Origin of the sequence: Paraglaciecola sp. 20A4 (genome assembly GCF_011378905.1) — a bacterium.
Lineage (GTDB): Bacteria > Pseudomonadota > Gammaproteobacteria > Enterobacterales > Alteromonadaceae > Paraglaciecola.
The window spans coordinates 25,429-51,695 of record NZ_WTPY01000010.1 but is presented as its reverse complement, the minus strand read 5'-3'; the positions used below and the strand labels follow the sequence as shown (position 1 = coordinate 51,695).

20 protein-coding genes are annotated in these 26,267 nt (G+C 43.2%); 10 read left to right on the top strand and 10 right to left on the bottom strand.

The features are described from left to right. Positions 1-111: 111 nt before the first annotated feature. Entirely contained in the window at positions 112-657 is a 546-nt protein-coding gene (locus GQS54_RS11770) for a type 1 glutamine amidotransferase domain-containing protein (RefSeq protein ID WP_166424183.1), read from the bottom strand. 175 nt (positions 658-832) lie between these two features. Here GQS54_RS11770 and GQS54_RS11765 point away from each other — a divergent pair, with 175 nt between their 5' ends. Further along, positions 833-1,003, top strand: a complete 171-nt coding sequence (locus tag GQS54_RS11765) for a hypothetical protein (protein ID WP_166424182.1) — start codon at positions 833-835, stop codon at positions 1,001-1,003. A gap of 54 nt (positions 1,004-1,057) precedes the next feature. On the opposite strand, the gene GQS54_RS11760 is transcribed toward GQS54_RS11765, so the two are convergent. Further along, the gene (locus GQS54_RS11760) at positions 1,058-2,143 is read right to left on the bottom strand and encodes an SMP-30/gluconolactonase/LRE family protein (protein ID WP_166424181.1); all 1,086 of its coding nucleotides are present in this window, start codon (positions 2,141-2,143) and stop codon (positions 1,058-1,060) included. A gap of 411 nt (positions 2,144-2,554) precedes the next feature. Between GQS54_RS11760 and acnB the strand changes: the two genes are divergently transcribed. Both acnB and GQS54_RS11750 read left to right on the top strand, forming a co-directional pair. Then, a complete protein-coding gene (gene acnB / locus GQS54_RS11755) occupies positions 2,555-5,167 on the top strand; it encodes a bifunctional aconitate hydratase 2/2-methylisocitrate dehydratase (protein WP_166424180.1) in 2,613 nt (870 codons plus the stop codon). Between the two features lie 292 nt (positions 5,168-5,459). Then, on the top strand, positions 5,460-5,927 hold the full coding sequence (locus GQS54_RS11750) for a DUF192 domain-containing protein (protein WP_166424179.1): 468 nt from the start codon (positions 5,460-5,462) through the stop codon (positions 5,925-5,927). A gap of 70 nt (positions 5,928-5,997) precedes the next feature. Here GQS54_RS11750 and GQS54_RS11745 read toward each other — a convergent pair whose 3' ends face one another. Then, the gene (locus GQS54_RS11745; RefSeq protein WP_166424178.1) at positions 5,998-7,560 is read right to left on the bottom strand and encodes an amidase; all 1,563 of its coding nucleotides are present in this window, start codon (positions 7,558-7,560) and stop codon (positions 5,998-6,000) included. A gap of 223 nt (positions 7,561-7,783) precedes the next feature. On the opposite strand from GQS54_RS11745, the gene lysC reads away from it, so the two are divergent. Further along, positions 7,784-9,139, top strand: coding sequence for a lysine-sensitive aspartokinase 3 (gene lysC / locus GQS54_RS11740; protein ID WP_166424177.1), 1,356 nt, complete (start codon positions 7,784-7,786; stop codon positions 9,137-9,139). A 159-nt stretch (positions 9,140-9,298) separates the two neighbouring features. Here lysC and GQS54_RS11735 read toward each other — a convergent pair whose 3' ends face one another. From GQS54_RS11735 to lptD, 7 genes are all read right to left on the bottom strand, one after another. After that, on the bottom strand, positions 9,299-11,323 hold the full coding sequence (locus GQS54_RS11735; protein WP_166424176.1) for a methyl-accepting chemotaxis protein: 2,025 nt from the start codon (positions 11,321-11,323) through the stop codon (positions 9,299-9,301). 374 nt (positions 11,324-11,697) lie between these two features. Then, positions 11,698-12,498, bottom strand: a complete 801-nt coding sequence (locus GQS54_RS11730; protein WP_166424175.1) for a symmetrical bis(5'-nucleosyl)-tetraphosphatase — start codon at positions 12,496-12,498, stop codon at positions 11,698-11,700. Between the two features lie 14 nt (positions 12,499-12,512). After that, complete coding sequence (gene apaG / locus GQS54_RS11725; protein WP_166424174.1) at positions 12,513-12,914, bottom strand: Co2+/Mg2+ efflux protein ApaG; 402 nt, start codon at positions 12,912-12,914, stop codon at positions 12,513-12,515. Next, positions 12,915-13,721: a 16S rRNA (adenine(1518)-N(6)/adenine(1519)-N(6))-dimethyltransferase RsmA gene (gene rsmA, locus GQS54_RS11720; RefSeq protein ID WP_166424173.1), complete on the bottom strand. Its 807-nt coding sequence runs from the start codon at positions 13,719-13,721 to the stop codon at positions 12,915-12,917. It lies immediately after the preceding gene. After that, complete coding sequence (pdxA, locus tag GQS54_RS11715) at positions 13,718-14,698, bottom strand: 4-hydroxythreonine-4-phosphate dehydrogenase PdxA (protein ID WP_166424172.1); 981 nt, start codon at positions 14,696-14,698, stop codon at positions 13,718-13,720. Before pdxA ends, rsmA begins: the two co-directional genes overlap by 4 nt. A 3-nt stretch (positions 14,699-14,701) precedes the next feature. After that, positions 14,702-15,997, bottom strand: a complete 1,296-nt coding sequence (gene surA, locus GQS54_RS11710; protein WP_166424171.1) for a peptidylprolyl isomerase SurA — start codon at positions 15,995-15,997, stop codon at positions 14,702-14,704. Positions 15,998-16,065: 68 nt separating this feature from the next. After that, a complete protein-coding gene (gene lptD / locus GQS54_RS11705; protein ID WP_166424170.1) occupies positions 16,066-18,330 on the bottom strand; it encodes an LPS assembly protein LptD in 2,265 nt (754 codons plus the stop codon). A gap of 97 nt (positions 18,331-18,427) precedes the next feature. Here lptD and GQS54_RS11700 point away from each other — a divergent pair, with 97 nt between their 5' ends. The 6 genes from GQS54_RS11700 (at position 18,428) to GQS54_RS11675 (ending at position 26,226) form a co-directional block, all read left to right on the top strand. Further along, the gene (locus GQS54_RS11700; RefSeq protein ID WP_166424169.1) at positions 18,428-19,465 is read left to right on the top strand and encodes a phosphotransferase; all 1,038 of its coding nucleotides are present in this window, start codon (positions 18,428-18,430) and stop codon (positions 19,463-19,465) included. 34 nt (positions 19,466-19,499) lie between these two features. Then, positions 19,500-20,213, top strand: coding sequence for an N-acetylmuramate alpha-1-phosphate uridylyltransferase MurU (gene murU, locus GQS54_RS11695; RefSeq protein ID WP_240919916.1), 714 nt, complete (start codon positions 19,500-19,502; stop codon positions 20,211-20,213). A gap of 52 nt (positions 20,214-20,265) precedes the next feature. Next, positions 20,266-21,129 carry a co-chaperone DjlA gene (djlA, locus tag GQS54_RS11690; RefSeq protein ID WP_166424168.1) on the top strand — a complete coding sequence of 288 codons (864 nt, stop codon included), beginning with the start codon at positions 20,266-20,268 and terminating at the stop codon, positions 21,127-21,129. Between the two features lie 366 nt (positions 21,130-21,495). Next, positions 21,496-23,841 (top strand): TonB-dependent receptor, encoded by a 2,346-nt coding sequence (locus GQS54_RS11685; RefSeq protein ID WP_166424167.1) that lies wholly within the window; start codon positions 21,496-21,498, stop codon positions 23,839-23,841. 106 nt (positions 23,842-23,947) lie between these two features. Continuing rightward, the gene (locus GQS54_RS11680; RefSeq protein ID WP_166424166.1) at positions 23,948-25,117 is read left to right on the top strand and encodes an alkaline phosphatase family protein; all 1,170 of its coding nucleotides are present in this window, start codon (positions 23,948-23,950) and stop codon (positions 25,115-25,117) included. A gap of 2 nt (positions 25,118-25,119) precedes the next feature. Next, complete coding sequence (locus tag GQS54_RS11675) at positions 25,120-26,226, top strand: alkaline phosphatase D family protein (RefSeq protein WP_240919915.1); 1,107 nt, start codon at positions 25,120-25,122, stop codon at positions 26,224-26,226. Positions 26,227-26,267: the final 41 nt, after the last annotated feature.

Here is a 26,267-nt window from a genome sequence, read left to right as displayed (position 1 = left end):
GGTATATAGAAGCGTTGCAAGAGGGATTATGCATATATTATCAGGCGGGCAAAACGACAACAGCCACATATTTGCGTCTGTTATCGTCTCGGAAATTGGGCTAATGACGGTCTATTGATTCAGCGCTTTGATAATTTGTTCGCTAAACGCCGGTAAATCATCTGGATTTCGGCTGGTAATGATTTGGCCATCAATCAGCACTTGAGCATCCTGCCAGTTGGCACCAGCATTGCGTAAATCAGTTTTGATACTTGGGTAAGACGTTAAGTTACGACCCTTTACTATTCCCGCTTCTATCAATAACCAAGGTCCATGACACACCGCCGCGACTGGTCTTTGTTTCTCGTCACTAAAGAAATCTTTGATAAAGGCAATGGCTGCTTTACTGGTGCGAAGCGTATCCGGGTTGAACAAACCGCCGGGTAGTACCAAGGCATCGTAATCTTCACTTTTAGCTTCTTGTATGGTTAGGTCGACCTTAATGGAATCTCCCCAATTGTCTTCGTCCCAGCCTTTAATAGAGCCTTTTTGTAGCGAGATGATGTCGACACTTACGTTAGCCTCCTTTAAAGCGTTTAACGGATAAAAAAGCTCACTTTGCTCGAATCCGTTGGTGGCTAAAATAGCTACCCGTTTATTTTCCAAGGAATTACTCATGATGTCTCCTTTGTTCTTAAGCTAAAAAATTATTTGCGAGAAGCGCTCTATAAGCGTTATTTGCTCTTTATTAACTTATTGGCTGTTGCTAGGGACGTGCCAGAGATGCGTCTTTAGCTTAAAATGCTCGCCAAACGCCGGAAATAAAGGGCAAAGAAGTGATGCCTATGAAAATATGTCTCCTATTAAAGGTAAAAAAGTAGGGTGTTTTTATAGAGCTAAGAAATTTTTACAGGCTGACGATGCAGGGCAAAGAATAAAGAAAAGTATTGATGATAAACGGCGCTGGGGAGCAAATCCAACCTGTCAACAAAAAGACCACGGGCGGAAAGCACCGACTGGGTGACGTAAGGTGATCCATCAATTATGTCTTAAGCTGGATTAAGGCTTAGAGTAAGGCTTAGAGTAAGGTTAGTTTTTTTCGGCCTACTCTATCAGCCGTTAAACTGCTGATATATATGGCGTCATCCGTTTCAAGTACGCCAGTGGTGAACGGGTATGCGCCGCTTGGATCTTGTAAATCCTTAATGACTTGACCATTTTCATCTATTTTAACCACATGCCCATAATCTATGGCTCCCGGGCGCATAAATGCAGGCAAACGCTGCATGACTTTACGCAGAAAGGGCGAATCGTCTAATGCATCTAGGCTTTTTGAGCGAGGTGACGCAAACCCGAGCCAGTAACCACCAGTAGGGGATTGGGCAATATTGTCGGGAAAACCAGGTAAGTTATCGATAACAATATCGACCTGTTTAGCTTTTGGACCACTTAACCAATACCGCAGGACTCGGTAACTGCCTGTCTCATTAACCAATAAAGATTGTTGATCATGACTCACGGCTACCCCATTGGCGAAGACTAATCCGTCGAGCAATATTGTTGTTTCCTTACTTTGTGGATCGTAAGCTAATAACCGTCCATTACCCGCGTGTTCTATCACTTCCAATAAGCTTGCGGCTAATGTTCCGCCAAATTCTTGGGCTGAGAACTTAGTGGTGGCATCTGTAAAATAAATCATGCCGTTTTGCGCCACATCCACATCATCTGCATACACTATTTTACTACCGTTCACCTCATTGCTAAGTACGATTATCTCGCTTTGGGAATTAATGGCTAACAACCCTTTTTCTGCATCTGCTACCAATAAGTTACCGTGTTTATCAAATTCGATTCCCAATGGCCGTCCTCCTGTATTGAGCCAAGGTTCAAATCGTTCAGCACCGGGCTTTAAGAGCATGATATTGCCAGAATGGGTGGCAGTAGCGATTGTTCCGTCGCTGGCCAAGGCAAAGTCTTCCGGACCTTGTTGACCTTGCAGTGATAAGGTGTCTATATTAGCTAACTTTTTATTCTGAGTATAAGGGCCTGTATAGCCACGTTCTTTTGGCGCTAGCCAAGCCTTTGGTTCAATGGGAACGGGCCACAGGAGCAAATAGGCTGCGGATGCAACTGCAAGCAAAATACTGAATTTGAAAATTTTCATGCTATCTTCCTGATAAAAATGATATTTCATATATAACATATTGTTGTTTTTGGGTTAAATTGACACTAATTATTCAGGTATATTTATTAACCTTATTCGAACGTTAAATTGTTATTTAACTGACATAGACAAGAAGTAGACTCAAATTGAGTGAGTGCTTTTAAGTTTCTAGCACTTTTTGATGATATTAGATTGGTAAAATTCAATTTAGTCGCATTTTGGCTGTAGTAAAATGCTTTTTCTCGATACTTAACATCTTATTAACCCCTATTTTTATAGGGAATAGCCGGTATAAGGCCGTAAATAAACTGGTTGTTTTTATTTTACAGCGTTAAGCCTTATACTTGTCCGGTTTTATTTACATACTCAAGAACGTCCGGTGTTCTTTGAGTCAATCAAGAGGTCCTAATTGTGTTAGAAGCATATCGTAAACATGTTGAAGAACGTTCTGCCGAAGGTATCCCACCTAAACCATTAAATGCCGAGCAAGTTGCTGGTTTGGTTGAGTTACTTAAAGCGCCGCCTGCGGGCGAAGGTGACTTTTTACTTGAGTTGTTATCAGAGCGAGTTCCACCGGGCGTAGATGAAGCTGCATATGTAAAAGCAGGCTTTTTAAGCGCTATCGTTAATGACGAAGCGACGTCTCCGCTTATTAGTAAAGATGCGGCTATCCAGTTATTGGGTAACATGCATGGCGGCTACAACATCGTTACTTTGGTTGAGGCCTTAGATAATAACGACTTGGCTGAATTGGCTGCCGAAGAACTTAAGCATACTTTGCTTATGTTTGACGCATTTCATGATGTTGAAGAAAAAGCTCAGGCGGGCAACGAATACGCTAAAGACGTTTTACAGTCTTGGGCCGATGCTGAATGGTTTACTTCTCGTCCTGATATGCCAGAAAAAATCACCTATTCAGTATTTAAAGTGACCGGTGAAACAAACACCGATGACTTGTCTCCAGCTCCAGATGCATGGTCTCGTCCTGATATCCCTTTGCATGCTCGTGCTGCTTATAAGATGACTCGTGATGGCTTAACACCTGAAGTACATGGCGAAGTAGGTCCTCTAAAACAAATCGAAGAAATTAAAGCCAAAGGCCATCCAGTGGCGTTTGTTGGTGATGTAGTCGGTACAGGCTCTTCGCGTAAATCAGCGACTAACTCTGTACTTTGGTTCTTCGGTGAAGATTTACCCGGCGTGCCAAACAAACGTGGTGGTGGTGTGTGTATTGGTAACAATGTAGCGCCAATCTTCTTCAACACAATGGAAGATGCTGGTGCGTTAGTATTTGAAGCTAACGTAGACAAAATGAATATGGGCGACGTGATTGATATCTTCCCACTTGAAGGTCGTATCACTAACGCTGAAACTGGCGAAGAACTAGCTAAGTACGAGTACAAGTCTGAGGTATTATTAGACGAAGTACGTGCTGGTGGCCGTATCAACTTAATCATTGGCCGCGGCTTAACGGACAAAGCCCGTGAATCGTTGAAGTTAGGGGCATCTGACTTGTTCCGTAAGCCTGATCAACCTGCAGATACAGGCAAAGGTTATACCCTTGCTCAGAAAATGGTTGGTAAAGCCTGTGGTGTTGATGGGATCCGTCCTGGTACCTACTGCGAACCTAAGATGACTACCGTTGGTTCACAAGATACTACTGGTCCTATGACCCGTGACGAACTTAAAGATTTAGCGTGTTTAGGTTTCTCAGCTGATTTGACTATGCAGTCTTTCTGTCACACAGCTGCTTATCCTAAGCCTGTGGACATCGATACTCAGCACACGTTACCTGATTTCATCATGAATCGTGGTGGTGTTTCATTACGTCCTGGTGACGGTATTATCCACTCGTGGTTAAACCGCATGTTGTTGCCTGATACCGTTGGTACAGGTGGTGATTCACATACTCGTTTCCCTATGGGTATTTCTTTCCCAGCAGGCTCTGGCTTGGTTGCTTTCGCCGCTGCGACGGGTGTTATGCCGCTTGATATGCCTGAATCAGTATTAGTGCGCTTTAAAGGTAAAATGAAGCCGGGTATTACTTTACGTGATTTGGTGCATGCCATTCCATTGTACGGTATCAAGCAAGGCCTTTTGACCGTGGCTAAGAAAGGTAAAATAAATGCCTTCTCTGGTCGTATCCTTGAGATTGAAGGTCTTAATGACTTAACCGTTGAGCAAGCATTTGAATTATCAGATGCGTCTGCAGAACGTTCAGCTGCTGGTTGTACTATCAAGATGTCTAAAGAATCTATTGCTGAGTACTTAACGTCTAACATTACGATGTTACGTTGGATGATCAACGAAGGTTACGGAGACCCACGTACTCTTGAGCGTCGCGCACGCAAAATGGAAGAATGGATTGCTAACCCAGAGTTAATGGAAGCAGACAAAGACGCTGAGTACGTTGAAACCATCGAAATTGATCTGGCTGAAATCAACGAGCCAATTCTTTGTTGCCCGAACGATCCAGATGATGCCAAAACGTTGTCTGACGTGGCTGGCGTTAAGATTGATGAAGTGTTCATCGGCTCTTGTATGACGAACATCGGTCACTTCCGTGCAGCAGGTAAACTGCTTGAGCAATTCAACAAAACGTTGCCGACTCGTTTGTGGATCTCTCCACCAACGAAGATGGACAAAGCTGTGTTGATGGAAGAAGGTTATTACAACATCTACGGTCGTGTGGGTGTGCGTACTGAAATGCCTGGTTGTTCATTGTGTATGGGTAACCAAGCGCGTGTATTAGCTAACTCGACAGTATTATCGACCTCTACACGTAACTTCCCTAACCGTTTAGGTGACGGGGCAGATGTATATTTGTGCTCTGCTGAGCTTGCGGCCGTTGGCGCAATTGTTGGTCGCATTCCGACCACCGCTGAATATATGGAATATGCTAACAAGATTGAATCTATGTCTGGCGATGTGTTCCGCTACTTGAACTTTGATCGTATTGATGAGTTCACTAAAGCAGCCGAAGCAGCTAAAGAGAATATTATCCCTGCATTGAACATTGCATAAACACTGATTGATTTAACTAAATCAGGGTAAAAAACTACAGCCGAACAAGTTAATGCTTTGTTCGGCTTTTTTGTGCATGAAATTTTATTTTTAACCAATCTAATCAAAATGGCTTATTCACTTATAGGCTCAGGTGCAGTAAACTTACCCCTTGGTGAATAAACTAACTCATTGTTTTAGTTGGTTTTTTCGTGTGAATTAATATGCGAGTAGATTGTAATGACTAGTAGAGTGCCGCGTGAAAATATGTTGGCAGTCATCGTCGTGTTGTACTTAATCGAATGGAATATTTATGTCGTTAAAATTTTTACGTTTATTTCTACCGGTTTTATTAACTGGATGCTTAGGATTAACTACGTTTCAAGCTGTAAGTTCGGTAGATGATGGGCAATATCAGACACTACCCTTAATTGAGATTACAGTGGGTGATTTACCGTTAAAGGTTGAATATGCCTATACGTTCGAACAACGGGCAATGGGGTTGATGTATCGTAAGTCAATGTGCGAACAATGCGGAATGTTGTTTAAGTTTTCTGGTTCGAAGAAAGCCAGTATGTGGATGCAAAATACTTTTCTCGCGTTAGACGTGGCATTTATTCGCAGCGACGGTGTAATCACCGATATTAAGCCCATGCAGCCTCAGGACTTAACATCAGTGGGTGCGTCACAAGCAGTACTTTATGCCCTTGAGATGAATCAAGGCTGGTACGCTAAACACGGTATAAAAGTTGGCGATAAAATGGTCATAAAGGCGCAGTAACTGCCTACGCCTGCTTCAATTAATGATCCCTTTTACCGCTCCCTTTTATTGTTAGTGCACCCCCAATGAACTAGTGCAATCGAGGCGTGATACGCGCTTTGGTAATTTGCTCGAAACCATAGGCAGCTTCTATTAATATTCCTTCAGATTTTGCCGCACCGAAGAAGCTAATATTGACTGGCATGCCACTTACATCCCCCATCGGCACTGTAATATGCGGGTAACCTGCGACGGCCGCCGCTCCGATTGCTGAGCCTAAGAAATGATCGCCATCTATATGATCAATTTTCCATGCTGGTGCGGTTGTGGGTGCTATCAGTAAATCAACGTTGTACTTAGCTAATGTGGCATCAATGCCTTCTTTTCCTGCTTTACGTTTGGCACTTGCTAATGCATCAGTATAGATTTTGTCAGATAACGAGGGGGATTGCTCAGCGCGTAAAAATGTTTCTTGAGCAAAAATAGGCATGGTACGTTCTTTATCCATAATATTTTTTTCAATCGCTTCTTGCAAGCTACGAATAGGGGCGTTGCTTTGCGATAGGTAATGATTTAAATCTGCCTTAAATTCAGTTAACAACACGATGAATTCATCGTCGTTCCAACTACCTTTATTTTCGATATTGGTGTTTTCTACGATTATCGCTCCAGCTTCTCTTAACGTGGCGAGTTGGGCGTCGAACACCTCATCAAGTTGCGGATGATAGCCCATCAGATTACGTACGATACCGATACGTTTGCCTTTAAGGCCATCCTTTTTTAGATGAGTTGCTAATGCTATCGGCTCAAACGTGCTGGCATCTTTAGGATCTACGCCCATCATGGCTTCTAGCATAATGGTTGCATCCGTTACCGTTCGAGCCATGGTGCCGGCGGTATCTTGTGAGTGGGCGACGGGAATAATACCGCTGCGACTCACTAATCCTAATGTCGGTTTGATGCCGACTATGCCATTGACTGCTGCAGGGCAAGTAACTGAGCCATCGGTTTCTGTACCTACCGCAAGCAAGGTAAAGTCTGCCGCGACGGCGACGCCTGAGCCGGAACTTGAGCCACAAGGTGTGCGTGTTGGATCATGAGGATTCAAGGTTTGTCCATGCAAGCTGCTCCAACCACTAGAGGACATGTTTGAGCGAAAATTTGCCCATTCTGACAAATTGGTTTTACCAAGAATAATCGCATCATGTGCTTTGAGTTGTTTCACTAAATAAGCATCTTCTGTGGGAACGTGATTACGCATCAGCCATGAGCCAGCGGTATTTGGCATACCCGTAGCATCGATATTATCTTTCAATAACACTATTGCGCCGAATAATGAACCAAGAGGCTGGCCACTTTTTAGTTTTTGTTCTAAAACATTTACTTGCTGATCAAGCTGATTGCTTAGTGTTGCCACTGAATTGAGCTGTGCGCCATTTTCATCAAATTTCTGTATTCGTTGTAAATAATAATCACTTAGCTGGGCCATACTAACTTGTTGCGTGCGCAGCAGTGTTTGGGTTTGCGCTAAGGTCAGTTCACTCAATAGAGGAGCCGCAGCTTTGCGAGGTTGTTCTGCGAGGCTGTTGGCTACCATTATGGTGCTAAGTAGCCCTGTGGCTAGAGTGAGTCGATAGAAACGGTTGAAAAGCATAGCATGGATCCTTAATTTTATTTTTATTGCACGGTGTGTCAAATTTTAAGCAGAATTCTCATGCGTTGATTGTCAATTTGAACATTTAAGCGGCTTTAGCAGACGCGCTTACGTATAGCCTATTCCAAAAAGTGCACATAAACTCACAAAATATGCTTTATATGAGCAAAAAAACTGGTAATTTATGGCATCTTTTTTGTTCAAATTTTAATTAGGAAAAACATTGAGTGACTCTTCGATAAACGTAGCAAAATTTGGTGGCACCAGTGTCGCAACTCACGCAACGATGCTTAATTGCGCTAAGGTTGTTAAAGCTAACCACAACACTAGAGTTGTAGTGGTTAGCGCTTCCGCAGGCGTAACCAATATTTTGGTTGAGTTAGCTCATAAGGCGCTAACAAAAGACGAAATTACCGCTTATATTGAACAAATTCAAGCAATTGAGTTTGCAATATTACATGACTTAGGTGCCCCAACATTAGTGGCCGATAAGCTAATGGAGTTACTTGAGTCATTAAAACAACTGGCCTTTCACGAAGAAATGCTACATCGGCCAGATTTAAAAGATGCCCTGTTATCTCACGGCGAGCGTATGGCGTCTCTGTTGTTTAGCGAAGTGTTGTCGCAAAATGGTGTACCTGCTGATAATTTCGATATACGCAAAGTGTTACTAACCGACAGCGAATTCGGTCAGGCGGCGCCGCAACTCGACGGCATAAAACAGCGTGCCACTCAGTTAATGGCGCCGGAGATTGCGAATACAGTATTAGTTACGCAAGGTTTTATCGGTTCTGATGAAGCGGGCAATACGACTACCTTAGGCCGTGGAGGTTCAGATTTTACCGCTGCCTTATTAGCTGAAGCGTTAGGTGCCCAGAGCTGCGAAATTTGGACGGATGTAATAGGCGTTTATACAACGGACCCGCGTATTACCGATGCCGCCCGTCCTTTACCCGAGCTTAGCTTTGAAGAAGCGGCTGAAATGGCGACCTTTGGTGCGAAAGTATTGCATCCTGCAACGATGGAGCCAGCCTTACGTCAAAATATTAGAGTGTTCGTCGGTTCAAGCAAAGAACCTGAAAAAGGCGGCACCTGGATTGTGCGTGATTGTGTACATGAACCGTCTTATCGTGCAATAACGCGTCGCAAAGACCAAGTGATGGTGACCGTTAAAACACCGAAAATGATGTATGCCCAAGGTTTCTTGCAGAATGTATTTACCATTATTGCTAAACATAATTTGAGCGTTGACTTGGTGACCACATCTGAAATCTGTGTATCGTTTACCTTAGACAACCCTCCGAATTCTGTACTACAGCGTCTTAATCGAGAAACGATTGAGGAGTTAAGCCAAATTTGTGAGGTGCAGCTTGAAGAGCATTTCGATTTAGTTACGGTCGTAGGTAATAATATGCACAGTGCTGCCGGGGTCTCTAGCCGTATCTTTGCTGCTGTTTCTGACTTTAACTTACGCATGATTTGTTTCGGCGCAAACGTTCATAACATGTCGATGTTAGTGAGCGAGAAAGACAGTACCGATGTGGTAAAAGCACTACATAGAAACTTATTTGAAGATTAGTGATGTAACGACTGCTTATATAGTCAGTTAGTTTATAGACGAATATAAGGTATCACAGACGTAGAAAACCGCTACCTGTTGTGAAGTGACCCCAATAGTTGGACATACCAATTGCTGGGGGTCTTTTTATTTTTTGGGTAGTGGAATAATTAGCTGTAATTAGACTTTGAACTGCTGTACTGAGTGTTGAAGCTCTTCAGCTAGCTTCGCTACCTCATGGCTTGATGCAGACGTTTGGTGAGCGCCTACAGAGGTTTCCTCGGCAATATTCACTATATTTTCTAGTTTTTCGCTAATCTCTTGAGACACCACGTTTTGCTCTTTGGCTGCTTGAGCAATTTGTGAGCTTACATCGTACGCTTTATGAACCGCATCTGAAATTAACTGTAACGCTTGAGTTGATTGTTCCGTTTTTTCTACACATACAGAAGTCTGCTCTTTACCTTGATTCATTACCGCAACGGCCTTTTCAGCTCCAGCTTGCAGCACTTCAATCATGGAGTTAATTTCTTGGGTTGACTGCTGAGTCCGACTAGCTAACGTGCGGACTTCATCGGCTACTACTGCGAAGCCTCGTCCGTGCTCACCAGCGCGGGCCGCTTCAATTGCAGCGTTAAGGGCTAACAAATTCGTTTGATCCGCCACTCCGCGGATAACGTCCAAAATTCCGCCGATACTTGCACTATCTTGATGTAATTTATTGATAACTTGAGCGGCTTCATCCACATCTCTAGCAAGCACTTCGATAGTGCGAATATTTTCTTCAGAAATCGCTTTTACTTTCTCTGCTTCTTCGTCAGCGTGTTGAATTTGACGCAGGGTATCTTCAGCGCTTTGACTAACCACCAAAGAAGTACTATGCATTTCAGTTGTCGCGGCGGCCACTTGAGCAATTTGTGATTTCTGTTCTTGAATAGATGTTGTGGTTTGCGTGGTAATGGCTGAGGTTTCTTCAGACGCAGCGGCCAATTGTGCTGAACGCGACCCAATACTTGAAATGAGCGTTTTTAAACTATCAACCAAGTTGTTGCAGTTTTTCGCCAAGGTGCCAAATTCATCATCCGAAGAATCATCTAAGCGGCGGGTTAGATCGCCAGAAGAGACAATATTGAGCATCTCGTTAACTCTGTTGAGAGGGCGAATGATGGCGCGAATACTGCGATATGCAATAAAGCTGGCGATTAACACGGATATTAGCGCAATAAAAATAGTCTTCATATTACCGGAATCGATTGATTCTTTAACCAACTCTTTGGCCACAGAGGCTTTATCATCAGCCAAGGTAGATAATGTGTTTAGTTTTTGTATGGCTAACTCTATATTGGCATCCGATGCTCTGTAAGCTGCCGTGGCATCATTTTGTTTGTTAATTTTCTTTATTTGGTTTTGCAATAAGCCCGTTGAAGAACTGATTAGATCTAATACTGAACCTGTCATTTGGTATATTTCAGCAAGCGAACCTCCGGGATCATTGGCTCCAGCTGCTTTTTGGATTTCATCTAATGTTTCACGTATTTGGTTAACCACGAGTTTAACTTCATTACCTAGCGTGTCGGCTCTAACAAGATTTTGAGTTTTGACATATTCCCCACCTACTGTAAGCAAAGACATTAGATTAGTTTCGAGACGGTTAGTTAACTCGGCTGCATTTTTTAGCTGGGGACTATTTTGGACTTCATCGAGGTCTGCAAAATCTAGAATAAGTGAAGAGGTATCGTCCGCGTTGTCTTCAATATCACCGAGTTGACTATTTAGTTTATTGCGCATGCTTAGATCCGCTTGACGACTGTCAAATAGTTTCATGACATTGATTTTGTAATCTTCATAAATGGTATCCACTTCAGCTAAAGATGCATTTAAATCTGGCTCTTGGCTGAGGACGCGTTTAAGCGTAGCAAACTCACTTTCAAAGATACTTTGACTATCTTCAAATGCTTGGTTTTTTTCTTCGAGCGCTTTCAGTTCATTGCCATAATAAGCTTCTGCGGTAAGGCGGCCCATGTTCAAAAATGACACTTTAAGCTGGCTACTGCCGCTGACAGTGGGAAAGGCTAGATTGCTAACTTCTTCGGTTGCTTCGTCAATATTACTCAAAGTGGTGAGTGAAAATATTCCCATGACGATAAGCAACGAAGTTATAATGGCAAAGCCACCCACTACGCGCGTAGCTACAGTCATTTTCATTTATGATCTCCAAATAAGCGTATTTATTATTATTGTTATTAGATGATGTTGTTTTCAGCTATTTAAAAAGCTATGTATTAGTCTTGCACACTATTGATGGCGATCCTATCGAGATAAAATATGTTATTTGACGCTTACTTATTAAAAACGATAACATTTTTGTAAAAAACGATAATATCGTACTTGGTAGTATCGGCATAATATAAGGTAACATTAATGAACTTTATAGGTTTCGGGTAAATATATTTCTTTGAACAGATCTCTAGTTGCATAGCTATATTAGGGGGTCTTGGGTGACTAACGAGATGTTAGGACAGAGTAAGAGTAAGAGTCATCAAAAGTTAGAAGCGAAACTAATGTGTTAATATAAACACTTAACTGTGCAGTCGTTTCATAGTGTCTATACAGAGTAATGTCATACTACCACCCCAAACAAAACCGGTATCCAACGCAAAAAATTGTTCGGTGTCAGTCTCGCCATTAAGGGCAGCCCAATGACCGAATACTACTTTTTGCGTAGCTGTCATATTGGGGTTTTGCATGTTAAACCACGGAAGCAAAGATTTTGGCGCGTCACTGGGTTTCGTTTTGCAATTGAATTCTAATCGCGCGTCTTTTTCTAAGAAACGCATTCTGGTAAACGCGTTGATGATAAACCGTTGTCTGTCGTTGCCACTCAGCCCATCGTCCCAGATATTTGGTTTGTCGTCGTACATGCTATTTACCATAAGTTGCCACTGTTGTGATTGCAGCACTTCACTTATTTCAGTACTTAAGGCCATTGCTTTATCAAAGCTCCAAGCGGGATATAAGCCAGCGTGAGTGAGTAAAATATCTCTCTTTAGCAGCATGGCTAAGGGTTTTTGCCGCAACCAATCGCAATATTTATCGAAATCTGGCGAGGCTATGACCTCATCGAGCTTATCGGCTTTTTTGGCCCGCCTAGCGCCGCAACGTATTGCCAGTAAATTAAGGTCATGATTCCCGAGCACGGTTTTAAAGTTATCACCTAAGGAATAGAGATAAGCGAGGGTATCGAGTGCTTCAGGACCACGACCAATTAAATCGCCTACTGCGTATAAGGTATCGGTCCGGGCGTTAAAATCAACTTTGCTTAATAAGGCTTTTAAACCACTTAGGCAGCCTTGAATATCGCCAACAATATAATCAGCCATAAGAGACCTAAGGTTTAGTTGATAAGATGGGGAACGGCAAGACGGAAAATATTGATAGGTACACGAAATATCGCGCCGTCTTTGTCTTGCATTTCATAATAGCCTTGCATGGAGCCTACAGGCGTATCAAGCACCGCGCCGCTACTGTATTGAAAGCTCGTGCCGTTTTCAATGTATGGTTGCTCACCGACAACGCCTGCACCTTCAACTTCTGTTTGTTTACCATTGCCATCAATTATGAGCCAATAGCGATTAATGAGTTGCACGTTCTCATCGCTATTATTGGCAATATTAATTTCGTAGGCGAAAGCGAACTTGTCTGCGTCATTGGCCGGGTGATCCGTCAAGTATTGGGTATTAACCGTAATATTAATTTTATTGCTGAGCTCGTGGCCAGTGCTAAGAGACGTTGTCATCTATTCTTCCTGAAGGTTAACGGCAAGATCCGCTATTTGGCCAAACTGTGCTAACGAAAGATTCTCGGCTCTTAAGTCAGGATTAATATCCAGAGAAATGAGCTGGGCTTCGGTCAGGCTCTCTTTCAAGCTATTGCGAATTGTTTTACGGCGTTGATTAAATGCCTGAGCACAAACCTTATTTAAGGATTCTTCACTTATCACGCTGACCGGCTTAACCTTATGGGGCATAAGACGAACGACCGCCGAATCAACTTTGGGAGGTGGATTAAAGGCGCTAGGTGGAACATGGATAACAGGCATAATATGGCAGTGGTATTGGGCCATAACAGACAGCCGACCGTAGCTTTTATTGCCAGGTGAAGCTGCTAGTCTATTAACCACTTCTTTTTGCAACATAAAATGCATGTCTTGCACTTTATGCGCAAACGAAAATAAGTGAAACATTAACGGGGTTGAAATATTGTATGGCAAGTTACCAAAAACACGTAATGGTTGCTCTTCACTGAATAATTCAGAAAAATCATACTTCAGTGCATCTTGTTCAATAATATTAAGTTTATTGGCTATAAATGGATGGGTGCGAAGACGCTGGGCCAAATCTCTATCCAGTTCAACCACAGTAAGCTTGTCAATAATGTCGCAAACAGGTTCGGTTAATGCGCCTAATCCTGGGCCAATTTCAACTACATTTTGCCCGACTTGCGGGTTAATTGCTGACACAATTTGATCGATAACATACGCATCGTGAAGAAAGTTCTGTCCAAAACGTTTTCTGGCTGTGTGGCCTAAGTGTTGTTTGCTCATTTTTTACTTTTTGCCAATGAAATGGCTTCCTTGATAGCAATGTCGAAACTACCGGCATCAGCTTTGCCAGATGCGGCTAGATCGAGCGCGGTTCCGTGGTCAACGGAAGTGCGAATAAAGGGTAATCCCAATGTAATATTGACGGCTTGGCCGAATCCTTTGTACTTTAACACGGGTAACCCTTGATCGTGATACATAGCGAGTACCGTATCGGCTTGGGCTAAATATTTGGGATTGAAAATAGTGTCAGCAGGCAAGGGACCGGTTAAGGTAAAGCCCTCTTGTCGAAGCGAATCTAACGCCGGAATAATTGTGTCAATTTCTTCTCGGCCAATATGCCCGTCTTCGCCTGCGTGAGGGTTGAGTCCACATACAAAAATGTGCGGTTGGGCGATACCAAATTTGGTTTTTAAATCATGATCAATAATGCGTATAACTTTATTTAGCCGTGACGTAGTGATAGCGGCTGATACTGCAGTAACTGGGATATGGGTCGTTACCAAGGTAACTCTCAATCCAGTGGTCGCCAACATCATTACCACGTCAGGGGTATTTGATTGTTCAGCAAAAAACTCAGTATGACCACTAAACGGGATCCCCGCTTGATTAATAATGCCTTTATGCACTGGTCCGGTGACCAAAGCATCAAACTCACCGTCTAAATTCTTTTGGCATGCTTGGTAAAGGGTGTCCAAAACATAATGGCTGTTATCTTGATTTAATTCCCCAGGCTTTACTTCAGCGCGCAAAGGAATGTCTACAATATAGAGCGCTCCAGCTTGCTGAATATCCTGACAGGATGAATCGTAAGGTAACAATATAAGCGGCAAACCCAAGGTTTCAGCCCGAGTGCGCATAAGCTTTGCATTGGCAAAAACAACCAGCATGGCCGACCATTGATGCTGAGCCAAGGAAATAATTAAATCTGGGCCAACCCCAGCGGGTTCGCCCGGTGTAATCGCAAGTTTAATGGTCATAAACTAGCTATTGTCTTTTTTATCAAGCAATTCAACATAAGCACTATCACGCATTTCTTTTAACCATGCTTCCGTTTCTTCAGCGAATTTACGTTGGAAGAGCAACTGATAGGCTTTATCTTCTTTAAGATTTTCCGTAGCGTCTTTTACGCGTTTGCCTGTAAGTTGCATTAGATGCCAACCGTGAACTGTGCGAATCGGTTGACTTATTTCGTCTACTTCCAGTGTCTGCAAGGTATCCCTGAATTCAGGTACATATTTATTAGGATCTGACCAACCTAATTCACCACCGCGCAAGGCAGAACCAGGGTCTGCGGAGTGCTCTTTGGCTAATTCTGCAAAGTCTGCTTCACCAGCAATAATTTCTTTTCTGAATTCTTTGAGCATTTTTTCTGCTTTCTCATCGCTCAATATAACCGAAGGTTTAATCAGAATATGACGAGCATTGAGCTCTGTGACTTCGACTTTTTCGATCCCACGCACATCTAGAATTTTCAACACGTGAAAACCAGCACCGCTGCGAATAGGACCTATAAGCTCATCTTTGCTTTTACCTTGTACGGCTTCAGCAAAAAGCGTTGGCATTGAGTTGATGTTCATCCAACCTAAATCACCGCCTTCAAGGGCTTTAGATCCAGATGAAGAAGCCGTCGCTATTTTGCCAAATTCAGAACCATTATTGAGTAACTCCAACACTTTGGTGGCCGTTTCTTTGGATTTATTAACGTCTTCATCTGTCGGGTCTGGCGGGAATCCAATAAGGATATGGCCTAAATGGTATTCAGCTTGTTGACCGCCTTGCTCATCGATGAGCTTAACCAAATTACTAATTTCCTGTGGGGTAATATATACACGACGACGAACATTGGCGCGGCGAACCTCACCCGTAATGAGCTCTTTTCGCACTTGTTCGCGATAAACTTCATACGCCACGCCTTCAGATGCGAGCTTCTGACGCATTTGGTCAACACTCATGCCGTCTTCTCTGGCAATATTATCGATGGTTTGATCGAGTTGCGGATCACTAATTTGAATGCCCATACGTTCGGCCATTTGGCTTTGAAGGCTATCAACAATCAAACGTTCAATTGCTTGCGTACGCAACACTTTGTCTGAAGGCAGGGTTTGATTGTTAGTTAATGCGTTACGTTTTACGGTACTGACTAATTCATCAATTTGACTCTCAAGAACAACACCTTGATCGACGATGACTGCGACGTTATCCAAGCGTGTTTGCTTAGCGAACGTGTTTAACGAAATAAATGCCAAAAGGGCAAAGGTGACTACAGTTAATTTCATATTTAAGGTTACTTATTAATTTAAATTTACACCTAGGTGTTTGGGTTATATTTTTATTGTGCTTGGGGCTAATCTAACAGATAAGGCTGTCGATAGCCGAACAATCCATCTTCTAACATATCGCGCCCTGAACTATCGCCACCAATTCCTTTAAACAAGAATTGCACCGCGATACCCGAATCAAACTCATCCGTGCTTTGCAAACCATTATCATCAAAACGACTCGTTAACTGACGCTGAGCGACTATACGCAGTGCCCAACAACAAGACTCATATTGCAATCCTGTATAGCTTTCAATTGTGCGGTGACGGTCCATATCTCTGTACCAACGCCCAACCCAATACCAATCCTGTGTTATTGGCCAGCTTGCCGTTAACCCCATTTGACTGATTTTTTCACCGGATAAATCGCGAACATAACGATGGCTAATTTGCACCATTTTGTCATGTGCGAGCCGATATTCAAGGCCAACACTGCTGCGCTCAATTTTGTCAGTTTGAGTGGATACTTGTGCTTCAGTGTGGGCTGACCACTTACTGCCAATACGCCAATCTAACTCTGCGGCTAAGGCAGAACGGTCGTCTTCTTTACTTGCTGCAGTCACTTTGTTGTCTTCAAGATAGAAAATCTGACCTAAGCTAAGTTTAAATTGTTCCCTATTATCTTTATCTATTATTCGCGAAGTGACCCCGAAGGTCACTTGATTCTTATCACTTATGCGGTCTAGCCCAGTAAACTCCTGACCTCTGAATAAACCTGCGAAGTCATTAAATAAGCGAGTAGTATCATATAAACCAATATCAGATTGGTCTTCAAAGCTGGTATACAGATATTGAACTCGTGGTTCTAGCGTTTGGGTAACATCACTACCAAGCCAATTTCCATCGCGTTCAAATATTAAAGCGCCATATAACTTGGCCTGCCCCAAGGTGCGTGAAGCATTGCGGGCTAATGCCGTTTCTTCAATATCTTCCTGACGATAAACCGTATGCATAATAGACGTTTCGGCTAAAAATTCACCCCAACTGTTTTCATAAGGAAAACTAAGGGTAGGGGCTATGTGCGCTCGAGTTGCTTTAGGACTAGTGCCGTTAGCGTTATCAAATCTGGCTAATTCAGAATGTATATCGAATTGGAATCCTGCCGGTAGGTCGGTTTGGTAATCTAACTTCAGCTCGGGTAACGCTCGGTAGGTGTCGTCGTGGTCGCCTAAGATTTCGAAATCCCTCAGTTGCAGGCTCATGTTTAATGCATCTGAGTAATAATGTAGTCCTAGGGTGCGATACAGATGTGTATCCGCTGAGCTGTAATAATCGGATCCAAGGTCAGATATGTAGTTGTCGTCGCTAATGCCATTGAAATCTACGTTGACTTGCCAGTCTTCCGATAAAGCACCTTTGTGAACAAGACGATAAAAGTAACGATCTTCACCAGTGGAACTATCAGAATCATTGGCCAAGTATTCAACATCAATTTGGCCACTATTTTGTTCCGTCAAATAACGAAACTCTGTTTTTAGCTGCAAGCCTCGATTACTCATATATCTAGGGCTTATCGTAGCATCATACTGGGGATCAAGATTTAAATAATAAGGTTGCTCAAAGTCAAATCCATTACTACTGCTACTGCTGATTTGAGGAAATAACAAGCCAGTTTCACGGGCATCAGTCACCGGAAATGAATAATACGGCAGATAAAAGATAGGGATATCTTGCACATAGAAAAAAGCATTGCGTGCAACACCTCGAGTTTCATCAGGCTTTACTTTAATGCTATCGGCATGCACCAACCAATCTTCGTCACCCTTTGGGCAAGTAGAAAAGGTCACCCCATTGAGTTCTATTCCCTGAGTTTGATCGACAACTAATAGTTCGGCCTGACCTCTGGCATTCATTGTGGTGAATTCGTATTGGGTGTCAGCAATTTCCATACGATTATTTTGTGTATTGAGCAGGACCTTCTGGCTGGTGACACTCAATTGAGGGGTTTGATAGGTCACATCCCCAGATGCAATTAATTGCTGAGTGGTGCGATTGATTCGCGCTTTGTTGGCAATAATTTGTGAGTCTTGCGATAATATTTCTACATTACCCTCGAATTCTGCAAAATTATCTTGCTGTATTGAGGTCATATTAGATATAACTTGAATTTGTCCGTTAGGCAGACGTTTCTCTACCACGAAAGTATTTTTGGGTGCTGGGCATGTTTCTTGGGCTACAGCGCTAAGCGAGCCGACTGAGAGAAAGAGCACGTAAAGAGGTTGCTTAATTTTCATACGGTAGGGTAAAAAGGCAGCCTGATAATGGTTAAAGTCATGGGAGTTAAGCTCCAATTTTAAGGGTTTCGCACAGATTTACTAGTAAACTTGCAAAAAAAGCTAGATTTCGCCATTCTTCGCTGTCAAATAATACCCCAACACGAGGTCCTAAGTGAGCCCATTGGCACAAAGACAAGCACAATTGATGGATTGGATTAATCATTCCACACCTTTTTTGTGTCAACAATTACACATGGTTTACGGTGATGCCAGCTTTAGGCGTTATTTTCGCTTTACCTTTGAAGGGCATACCATCATTGCGGTCGATGCCCCACCAAAATTTGAAGATAGCCATAAATTCGCGTTAGTCGCTGAGTTACTTGCAGCCAATGGATTAAAAGTGCCTGACATATTGGCCGCTGATCACGATTTAGGCTTTTATTGCCTCAACGATTTTGGTGATGTGCAATTAGCCCATCGCCTGAACGAAAAAAGTTGCCACCGACTTTACCCACAAGCATTGGCACTTTTGCCAAAGGTACAGCAATGTGTGGCTACATCTCAAGCACCTTTACCAATCTATGACCACAAACTTTTTAGTGCGGAGTTTGAAATCTTTACCCAATGGCTGCTCAATGTGCATTTAGCGCTAACGATCACGACCACGCAACAGGCGTTACTATCTGATACGTTCAATGTACTTGCCGACAATTTTTTCGAGCAACCTAAAGTAGGTGTGCATCGTGACTTTCATTCACGTAATTTGATGATGTTAGTTAATGATGAAATTGGTGTCATCGATTTTCAAGACGCTGTAGTGGGTCCCATTACCTATGATGCCGTTTCCTTGTTACGAGATTGTTATCGTCGCTGGCCTGATGAGTGGGTAAGTGATTGGTTGCAAGCATTTCACGGTCAATTCTATGCACACTATCCACTTGCGCAATTTACCCGTTGGTTTGACTTAACCGGTATGCAGCGCCATATTAAAGCCAGCGGCATCTTTGCTCGCTTGCATCATCGTGACGGTAAGAGTGACTATTTGGGCGATATTCCGCGTACGCTTGGTTATTTAGTTGATATTGGCAGATTGTACCCACAATTAAGTGCCTTCTCAGACTTTATTGAGCAAGACGTTTTACCCCATGTACTCGCTAGCCAGAATTCAGAAAAAACAAAAATTGTATCCCTTGCCGGTGGCAAAGGGTAAGTCGATGAAGTGTGCTGAATAAAGGTAAGTTTCGATGAAACAAATCAATACCGCCATGATATTAGCTGCTGGGCGCGGGGAGCGGATGCGCCCGTTAACCGACGTCACCCCGAAACCGTTGTTAGAGGTCAAGGGTAAAGCACTAATTGAGTACCATTTGGAGCGATTAGCTGCCGCAGGTATCGAACGAGTAGTGATAAACCATGCTTGGTTAGGCGAGCAATTAATACAGCGCTTAGGAGATGGCAGTCGATACAATTTAGACATACTGTATTCGAAGGAGGAGACTGCATTAGAAACAGCTGGGGGCATAATTCATGCGTTGCCTCTTTTAGGCCCATCCCATAACGAAAGCCATTTTTTAGTGATAAATGGGGATGTTTTCACTGACATTTCATTTGCTCACATACTTGCTAACACCCCATTAAAAATTTCCTGTCAGGGGAATACATCGTTGCTTGCCCACTTGATTTTAGTTCCTAACCCCCCACACAACAGAGATGGCGATTTTTATTTGCAAGACCAACACGTTTTCAAGCAGATCCCCAAGAGCATTAACGCGACAAAATACACCTTTAGCGGGATTGGAATATACAGCAGTGTATTGTTTAGTCATTTACCACAAGGCAAGTTGCGCTTGGCGCCAGTATTAATCGATGCTATGGCCCAAAAGCGAGTCACCGGCGCTTTATACCAAGGTACTTGGATTGATATAGGTACCCCCCAACGATTAGCGCAATTAAACTAGCACAATTGAAATAACACAACGCAGTCATATTAATTTAAACACAGGGTAGACAATGATCGGCAAGATTTTAGGCACCATTTTTGGTTTTATGTTCGGACGTATCCCCGGAGCAATATTAGGCTTTGTGGTTGGGCATATGTTCGACAAAGGCTATAGCCAAGACTTTAATCAAATGGGTGGTTTTAGCGGTTTTTTCACCAGTCAGGACGATTTTAAGAAGCAAGCGATATTCTTCCACGCTTTGTTCTCGGTTATGGGACATATTGCCAAAGCTGACGGCAAGGTAAGCGATGTCGAGATAAAAATGGCCAGCGCCTTGATGGATCAAATGGGGTTAGAAGGCGATACACGAAAAGAAGCTCAGCAAGCATTTCGTGAAGGCAAAGAAGCTGATTTTGCCCTACGCGAAATTCTGCTAGAACTCAAAGAGTCATGCCATGGCCGCCGGGATATTATGCAAGTCTTTATCGAAATCTTGATCCAAGCTGCCTACGTCGATGGCCGTATGGACAAAGCAGAGCAAAAAGTACTGGAGACTGCAGCACTTCATCTCGGTTTCAAGCAAAGTGAATTACTGTATTTGCTATCCGTTTACGAAGCTGAGTTACGTTTTCGTCAACGCGGAGGGCAACGTTCTGGGGCGCATTCATCCCAGCGTGGCCGCGGACAACAAGGCAGTCAATCCACTTATTCTACTCAGCAGTCATTAAATGATGCCTACCAGATTTTGGGTGTTAGCGAGTCAGATGATGATAAAGCGGTTAAGAAAGCTTATCGTAAGCTTATGAGTGAAAATCATCCGGATAAACTGGTTTCAAAAGGTTTACCTAAGCAGGCGTTAGAGCTGGCAAAGAACAAGGCCCAAGACATACAGGCCGCTTATGAGATGGTCAAAGAAAAACGCGGGATGCGCTAAGCCTGCTTTGCTCATGATACTGAGATACCTTGCTTTTGTACCCAAAGACTAAGCAAGGTTAGCAGATCACATCGAACTCTCTGTACGTGGTTACTGCATGTACAAGACCTATACGTTACCGATACTCCTATCACCTTCATTTGTCTTCCAAATGAAGAAATACCGCTTGCCTAGTAGTGTAAAAAAACACTCCATTAACATATGTAATTTCTGAGTCGTCGTTTATTTTTCAATAGTAATATTTCTCTTTTTTTTACAATTCCAGACGTTTACGACTTCATAAAAGTGCAACATTTTTGCACTTAAACTGTAACGGTAAGTCGTCACATTGTTGCGGTCTTTATAATCCTAAGAGAATACACACACATGAAAACGACCGCTAAAACACACTTAGCACTTTGCGTTGCTATGGCCATAGGTAGCCAATCTTTAATCAGTTCAGCCGTTGCTCAAGAGGCGCCAGACGATGCCGCAATTGAAGAAATCACAGTGGTGGGTAAAAGCGTTTCTTACGCAAACAACCAAACGTCTGATGAGATGGCAAAACAGCAAAGTTCATTAACCAGTGCACTGGCTGTTATCGATAATTTACCCGGCGTATTGATCAATGAAGGGGATACGTTTGGCTCTGATGATTGGTCAACAACTGTGTCTATTCGTGGCTTTCAATTAAGCCTAGATGAGCAGCAAATCGGTATCACTATTGATGGCATTGCCAACGGTAACTCAAATTATGGCGGCGGTGCGAAGGCTAACCGTTACATCGACACTGAAAATTTAGGCCGTGTTGAGGTATCTCAAGGTACCGGTGATATTGCATCGCGTTCAAACGAAGCCTTAGGCGGTACGCTTAACTTTACAACCATCGACCCAGGCATGGAAGAGTCTATGGTGGTGAGTATTTCTGGTGGCAGTTTTGATGCGCAGAAATATTTCGTACGCTACGAAACCGGCGAAATTGCCGCTGATACTTATGCATGGTTTAGTGCATCTACCAGCGAAAACACTGACTGGGTAACCCAGACTGCTGAAAACAAGCGCGATCATTTAGCGGCTAAGTTTATGACAGTGGTGAGCGACGTTGATATCAAAGGGTATTTCTCTTGGGATGACGTTCATGAAGATAACTATCAACGCGTTAGCCTAGCGCAATTTGAGCAAAACCCAGAGTCAGATGGTTTATCAGGTGAATGGGTTGGTATTCCTTATGTGGATCAGGTTTTTCGCCAAGCCTGGTCAAGTTTGCGTGAAAACATGTTTGCTTATTTAAGTGCCGATTATAAAACCGACAACTTCGAAGTATCGGGTAACGTTTATTATCACGACAACGAAGGTCGCGGTGATTGGGTACCGCAGTATGTCGTCGACGTAACCGCAGACGGTGAAGGCGTTGGGCATTCTGAGCTTACTTCAGGCAACACGGTCTATGGTGGTAGCGCATTAGGTCAATTATTATTTGTTAACGCGAGTGGCTTAGCAGTTAACCCTATTGACGGTTGTGAAAGCTCCATCACTGCTCCATACGGTGGTGCCGGACCTGAGTATGACCCAGGTTGCTATGCCCAGGGCGCTATACCTGTTGGTTCATACCGCCACACCCATTATCAAAAGGAACGTCTTGGTTTTGATGCCGATTTTGCATGGTACACGCAAATCAATGACATGGATAACACGTTACGCGGCGGTATTTGGTATGAAGATTACAACCGCGAAGAGTCTCGCGATTGGCATAAAATCTTAGATTCTCGTAGTAGTTTTGAATTTGATCATACCCCTTACTGGGTACAATATTCACGTGAATTCCCAGTTGAAACCTTGATGGTGTACGCAGAAGACGAGCTCGATATGGGCTGGGCAAGTGTGCGCTTAGGCATAAAGCGTTTCTTTGTCGACTTAGAGCGCCAAGATAACTTTGATGCAGCGAACAAAGCTAAGTTGAATTCGGATTCAGACACTTTGTTTTCTGGTGGTATCGTGGCCCAAACTCCTATTGATGGCTTAGAAGTATTCGCGGGTTACGCAGAGAACTTCGCGGCGATTAAAGATACCGTACTTGAGCGTGATGCGTCGACGTTGACCCAAGTAGAGCCAGAAACGGCAGAAAATGTTGATGTGGGCTTACGTTATGTCTCACAAAACATTAATGCGAGCTTGACCTACTACAGTATTAAGTTTGATAACCGTTTAACCTTTATTGCCCCTGATTCACCGGATGGCATCGATTACCTTATTGGTACTAATGGTAGTTACGTCAACGTAGGTGGTATTGAATCATCTGGTTTCGAAGCATCGTTGTCGTTCAATGTGACTGATGAGTTATCTGTCTATAGTTCTTACACATACAATGATTCACAATACACAGACGGTTCAATTGACTTCCCAGAAGGTAATACCGTCTTTGGTTCTCCTGAAAACATGGCGGTTGTATCCCTTGATTGGACACGTGGTAATTACTTTATCGGTGCCTCAACTAAATGGGTTGACGATCGTTTCATCGATGCGGGGAATACCCAAGTTGCCGAAGCTTATTTAGTCACTGACTTTTATGCAGGTGTCAGCTTAGATGCACCGATAAAAGGAATTCAATCGATTGATTTACGTTTCACTGTAAACAATATGTTTGATGAAAGTTATTTAGGCGGGATTGCAGGTCAATCAGCCTGGATTGGCGCACCACGCACAGCTGCATTTAACGCACAAGCACGTTTCTAAAACGCTGTGTGAATGCTAAAAACAAGGCGAGCTTAAGCTCGCCTTGTTTATTTATGTTCAGTTCAGTTCAGTCCACTCCACTTCACTTAATACTGATGAGATCCTTATGAAACAGTTAAAACGACTTGCGATATTGTGCCAAACCTTGCTGGCTATTTTACTCAGTTCACCGGCATACAGTGCGGATAATGTGTTAATTATCAGTATCGATGGACTACGTTGGCAAGAAGTCTTTCGAGGTTATGAAGCAAGCTTGTTAGAGCAGCCAGAATTTACCAACCATGCTGAGATAATAGCTCATGAATTCAACGGTCAGACACTAAACGAAAAGCGCCAAAAACTGATGCCATTTTTATGGAACGTAATTGCCAAAAATGGTTTGCTCATCGGCAATCGTGATAAGCAATCGGCCATGGATGTGAGTAACAGTTGGTGGTTTTCTTACCCGGGATACAATGAAATATTAACGGGTAAGGCGGACCCACGCATTGATTCTAATAAGCCAGTTGCTAATCCTAATGTGACATTTTTAGAATGGTTGAACACCCAGCAAGGGTACGAAGGTCAGGTAGCGGCATTTGGTAGTTGGGCTGTATTTCCGGCCATTATCAATGCAGAACGTAGCAATTTACCGCTCAACGCTGGTTTTATGCCTGCAGACTGGGCTGGCTTAACGCCCTACGCCCAATGGTTAAATCAATTGCAAAGTGATATACCAAGCCCTTGGCATAATGTGCGACTCGACGGGTTTACAGTGGGTTTTGCTCAAGAGTATATTAGCGCTAAGCAGCCTAAAGTCATTTATGTGGCATTAGGTGAAACAGACGACTTTGCTCATGATGGTGATTACCCAGCTTATCTTAGTTCGGCTCATCGCAGTGACCAGTTCATTGCGCGCTTATGGCAGCAACTGCAGTCGATGGCACAATATAAAGATAACACTAACTTGATCATTACCGTCGACCATGGACGCGGAGAGACTAATGAGACTTGGCAGCACCATGCTAGCCCTAAAGCGACAAAAGGTTACTTAGATAATTTAGCGCAATATGAAAAGGGCATTGTTGGTTCAAATCAAGTGTGGATGGCGGCTATCGGTCCCGATATAGCATCTAAGGGGGAGCTACAAAACAGCAACACTTTCAGCCTCAATCAGGTTGCAGCAACTGTGTTACAGTTACTCAAACAAAATCCAGCAACATTTGCTAGCGTCAATGGTCGCCCTATTGGTCAGGCCATGCTGATTAGTCCCAGCCCCGTTAATAACAAAAAGTAAATATGATGAAATCAATTAAGATATGTATTGCGAGTGCATTCTGTCTCACCAGTGTTGCTTGCACTACTACATCAATGCCCGTTAGCAGCAATGCACCAGCACCCAGTAGTACTAATGTACTTACAGTCAGTTCTGCAGACAAACATCAATTCAAGGTGTTAATTGGCTCATGCTCACACCAAGACAAAGACCAGCCTATTTGGCAACCGATGCTAGAAGAGCAGGCTGATTTATTAATGTTGTTGGGGGATAATATTTACGGTGATACCGAAAATATGGCTTTGCTGAAGGCTAAATACCAAAAGCAATGGGCTAAGCCCGGCATGCAGAGAATGCTTGCTGCTACGCCAACCATTGGTATGTGGGATGATCACGATTTCGGTCAAAACGATGGGGGGAAAACCTATCCGCAAAAAGAAGCCTCACGTCAAATTATGCTCGATTATTTTAACGAGCCACAAGATAGCATCAGACGTACCCGGTCTGATGGTATTTATACTAGCTACATGTTCGGCAGCGCCCCCAAGCGGATACAAGTCATCATGCCAGATTTACGGTGGAACCGAGATGCATTAGCTCATGTTACGCCTAGCGAGTATAGGCAGGTAAAAGCCCCGCAACATTTAGGACCGTATTTGCCGCACACAGATGCAAGTCAAAAAATGCTCGGTAATGCTCAATGGCAGTGGCTAGAAGAACAGTTGCAACAACCGGCAGATGTGCGAATTTTAGCCTCAAGTTTGCAGCTCTTACCGGAATTTAGTGGATGGGAGTCATGGGCCAACTTCCCAACAGAGCGTCAACGCTTGCTTGATTTGTTAGTGAAGTATGAAATCAGAAATTTGGTCATTGTCAGTGGCGATACGCACTGGAGTGAGCTTAGTCAAGTCCGTTTTGAAAACGGTCAAGCTCTTTGGGAAATGACCTCGTCGGGTTTAACGGAAGAGTGGAAGCAAGTGAGCCCAAATAAGCATCGAGTGGGTAAAGGGTTTTCCAAAGCCAATTATGGTGTGCTGGATATTGACTGGAGTGACAAGCATCCAAAAGTGACGATGAGCATTAAAGATGATACAGGTGTTGTAAAAATGCAGCAGGAAGTTTCCTTATAAAGTAATCGGATACTTTGAGCGAGACTAGGCCTAAAAGCAAA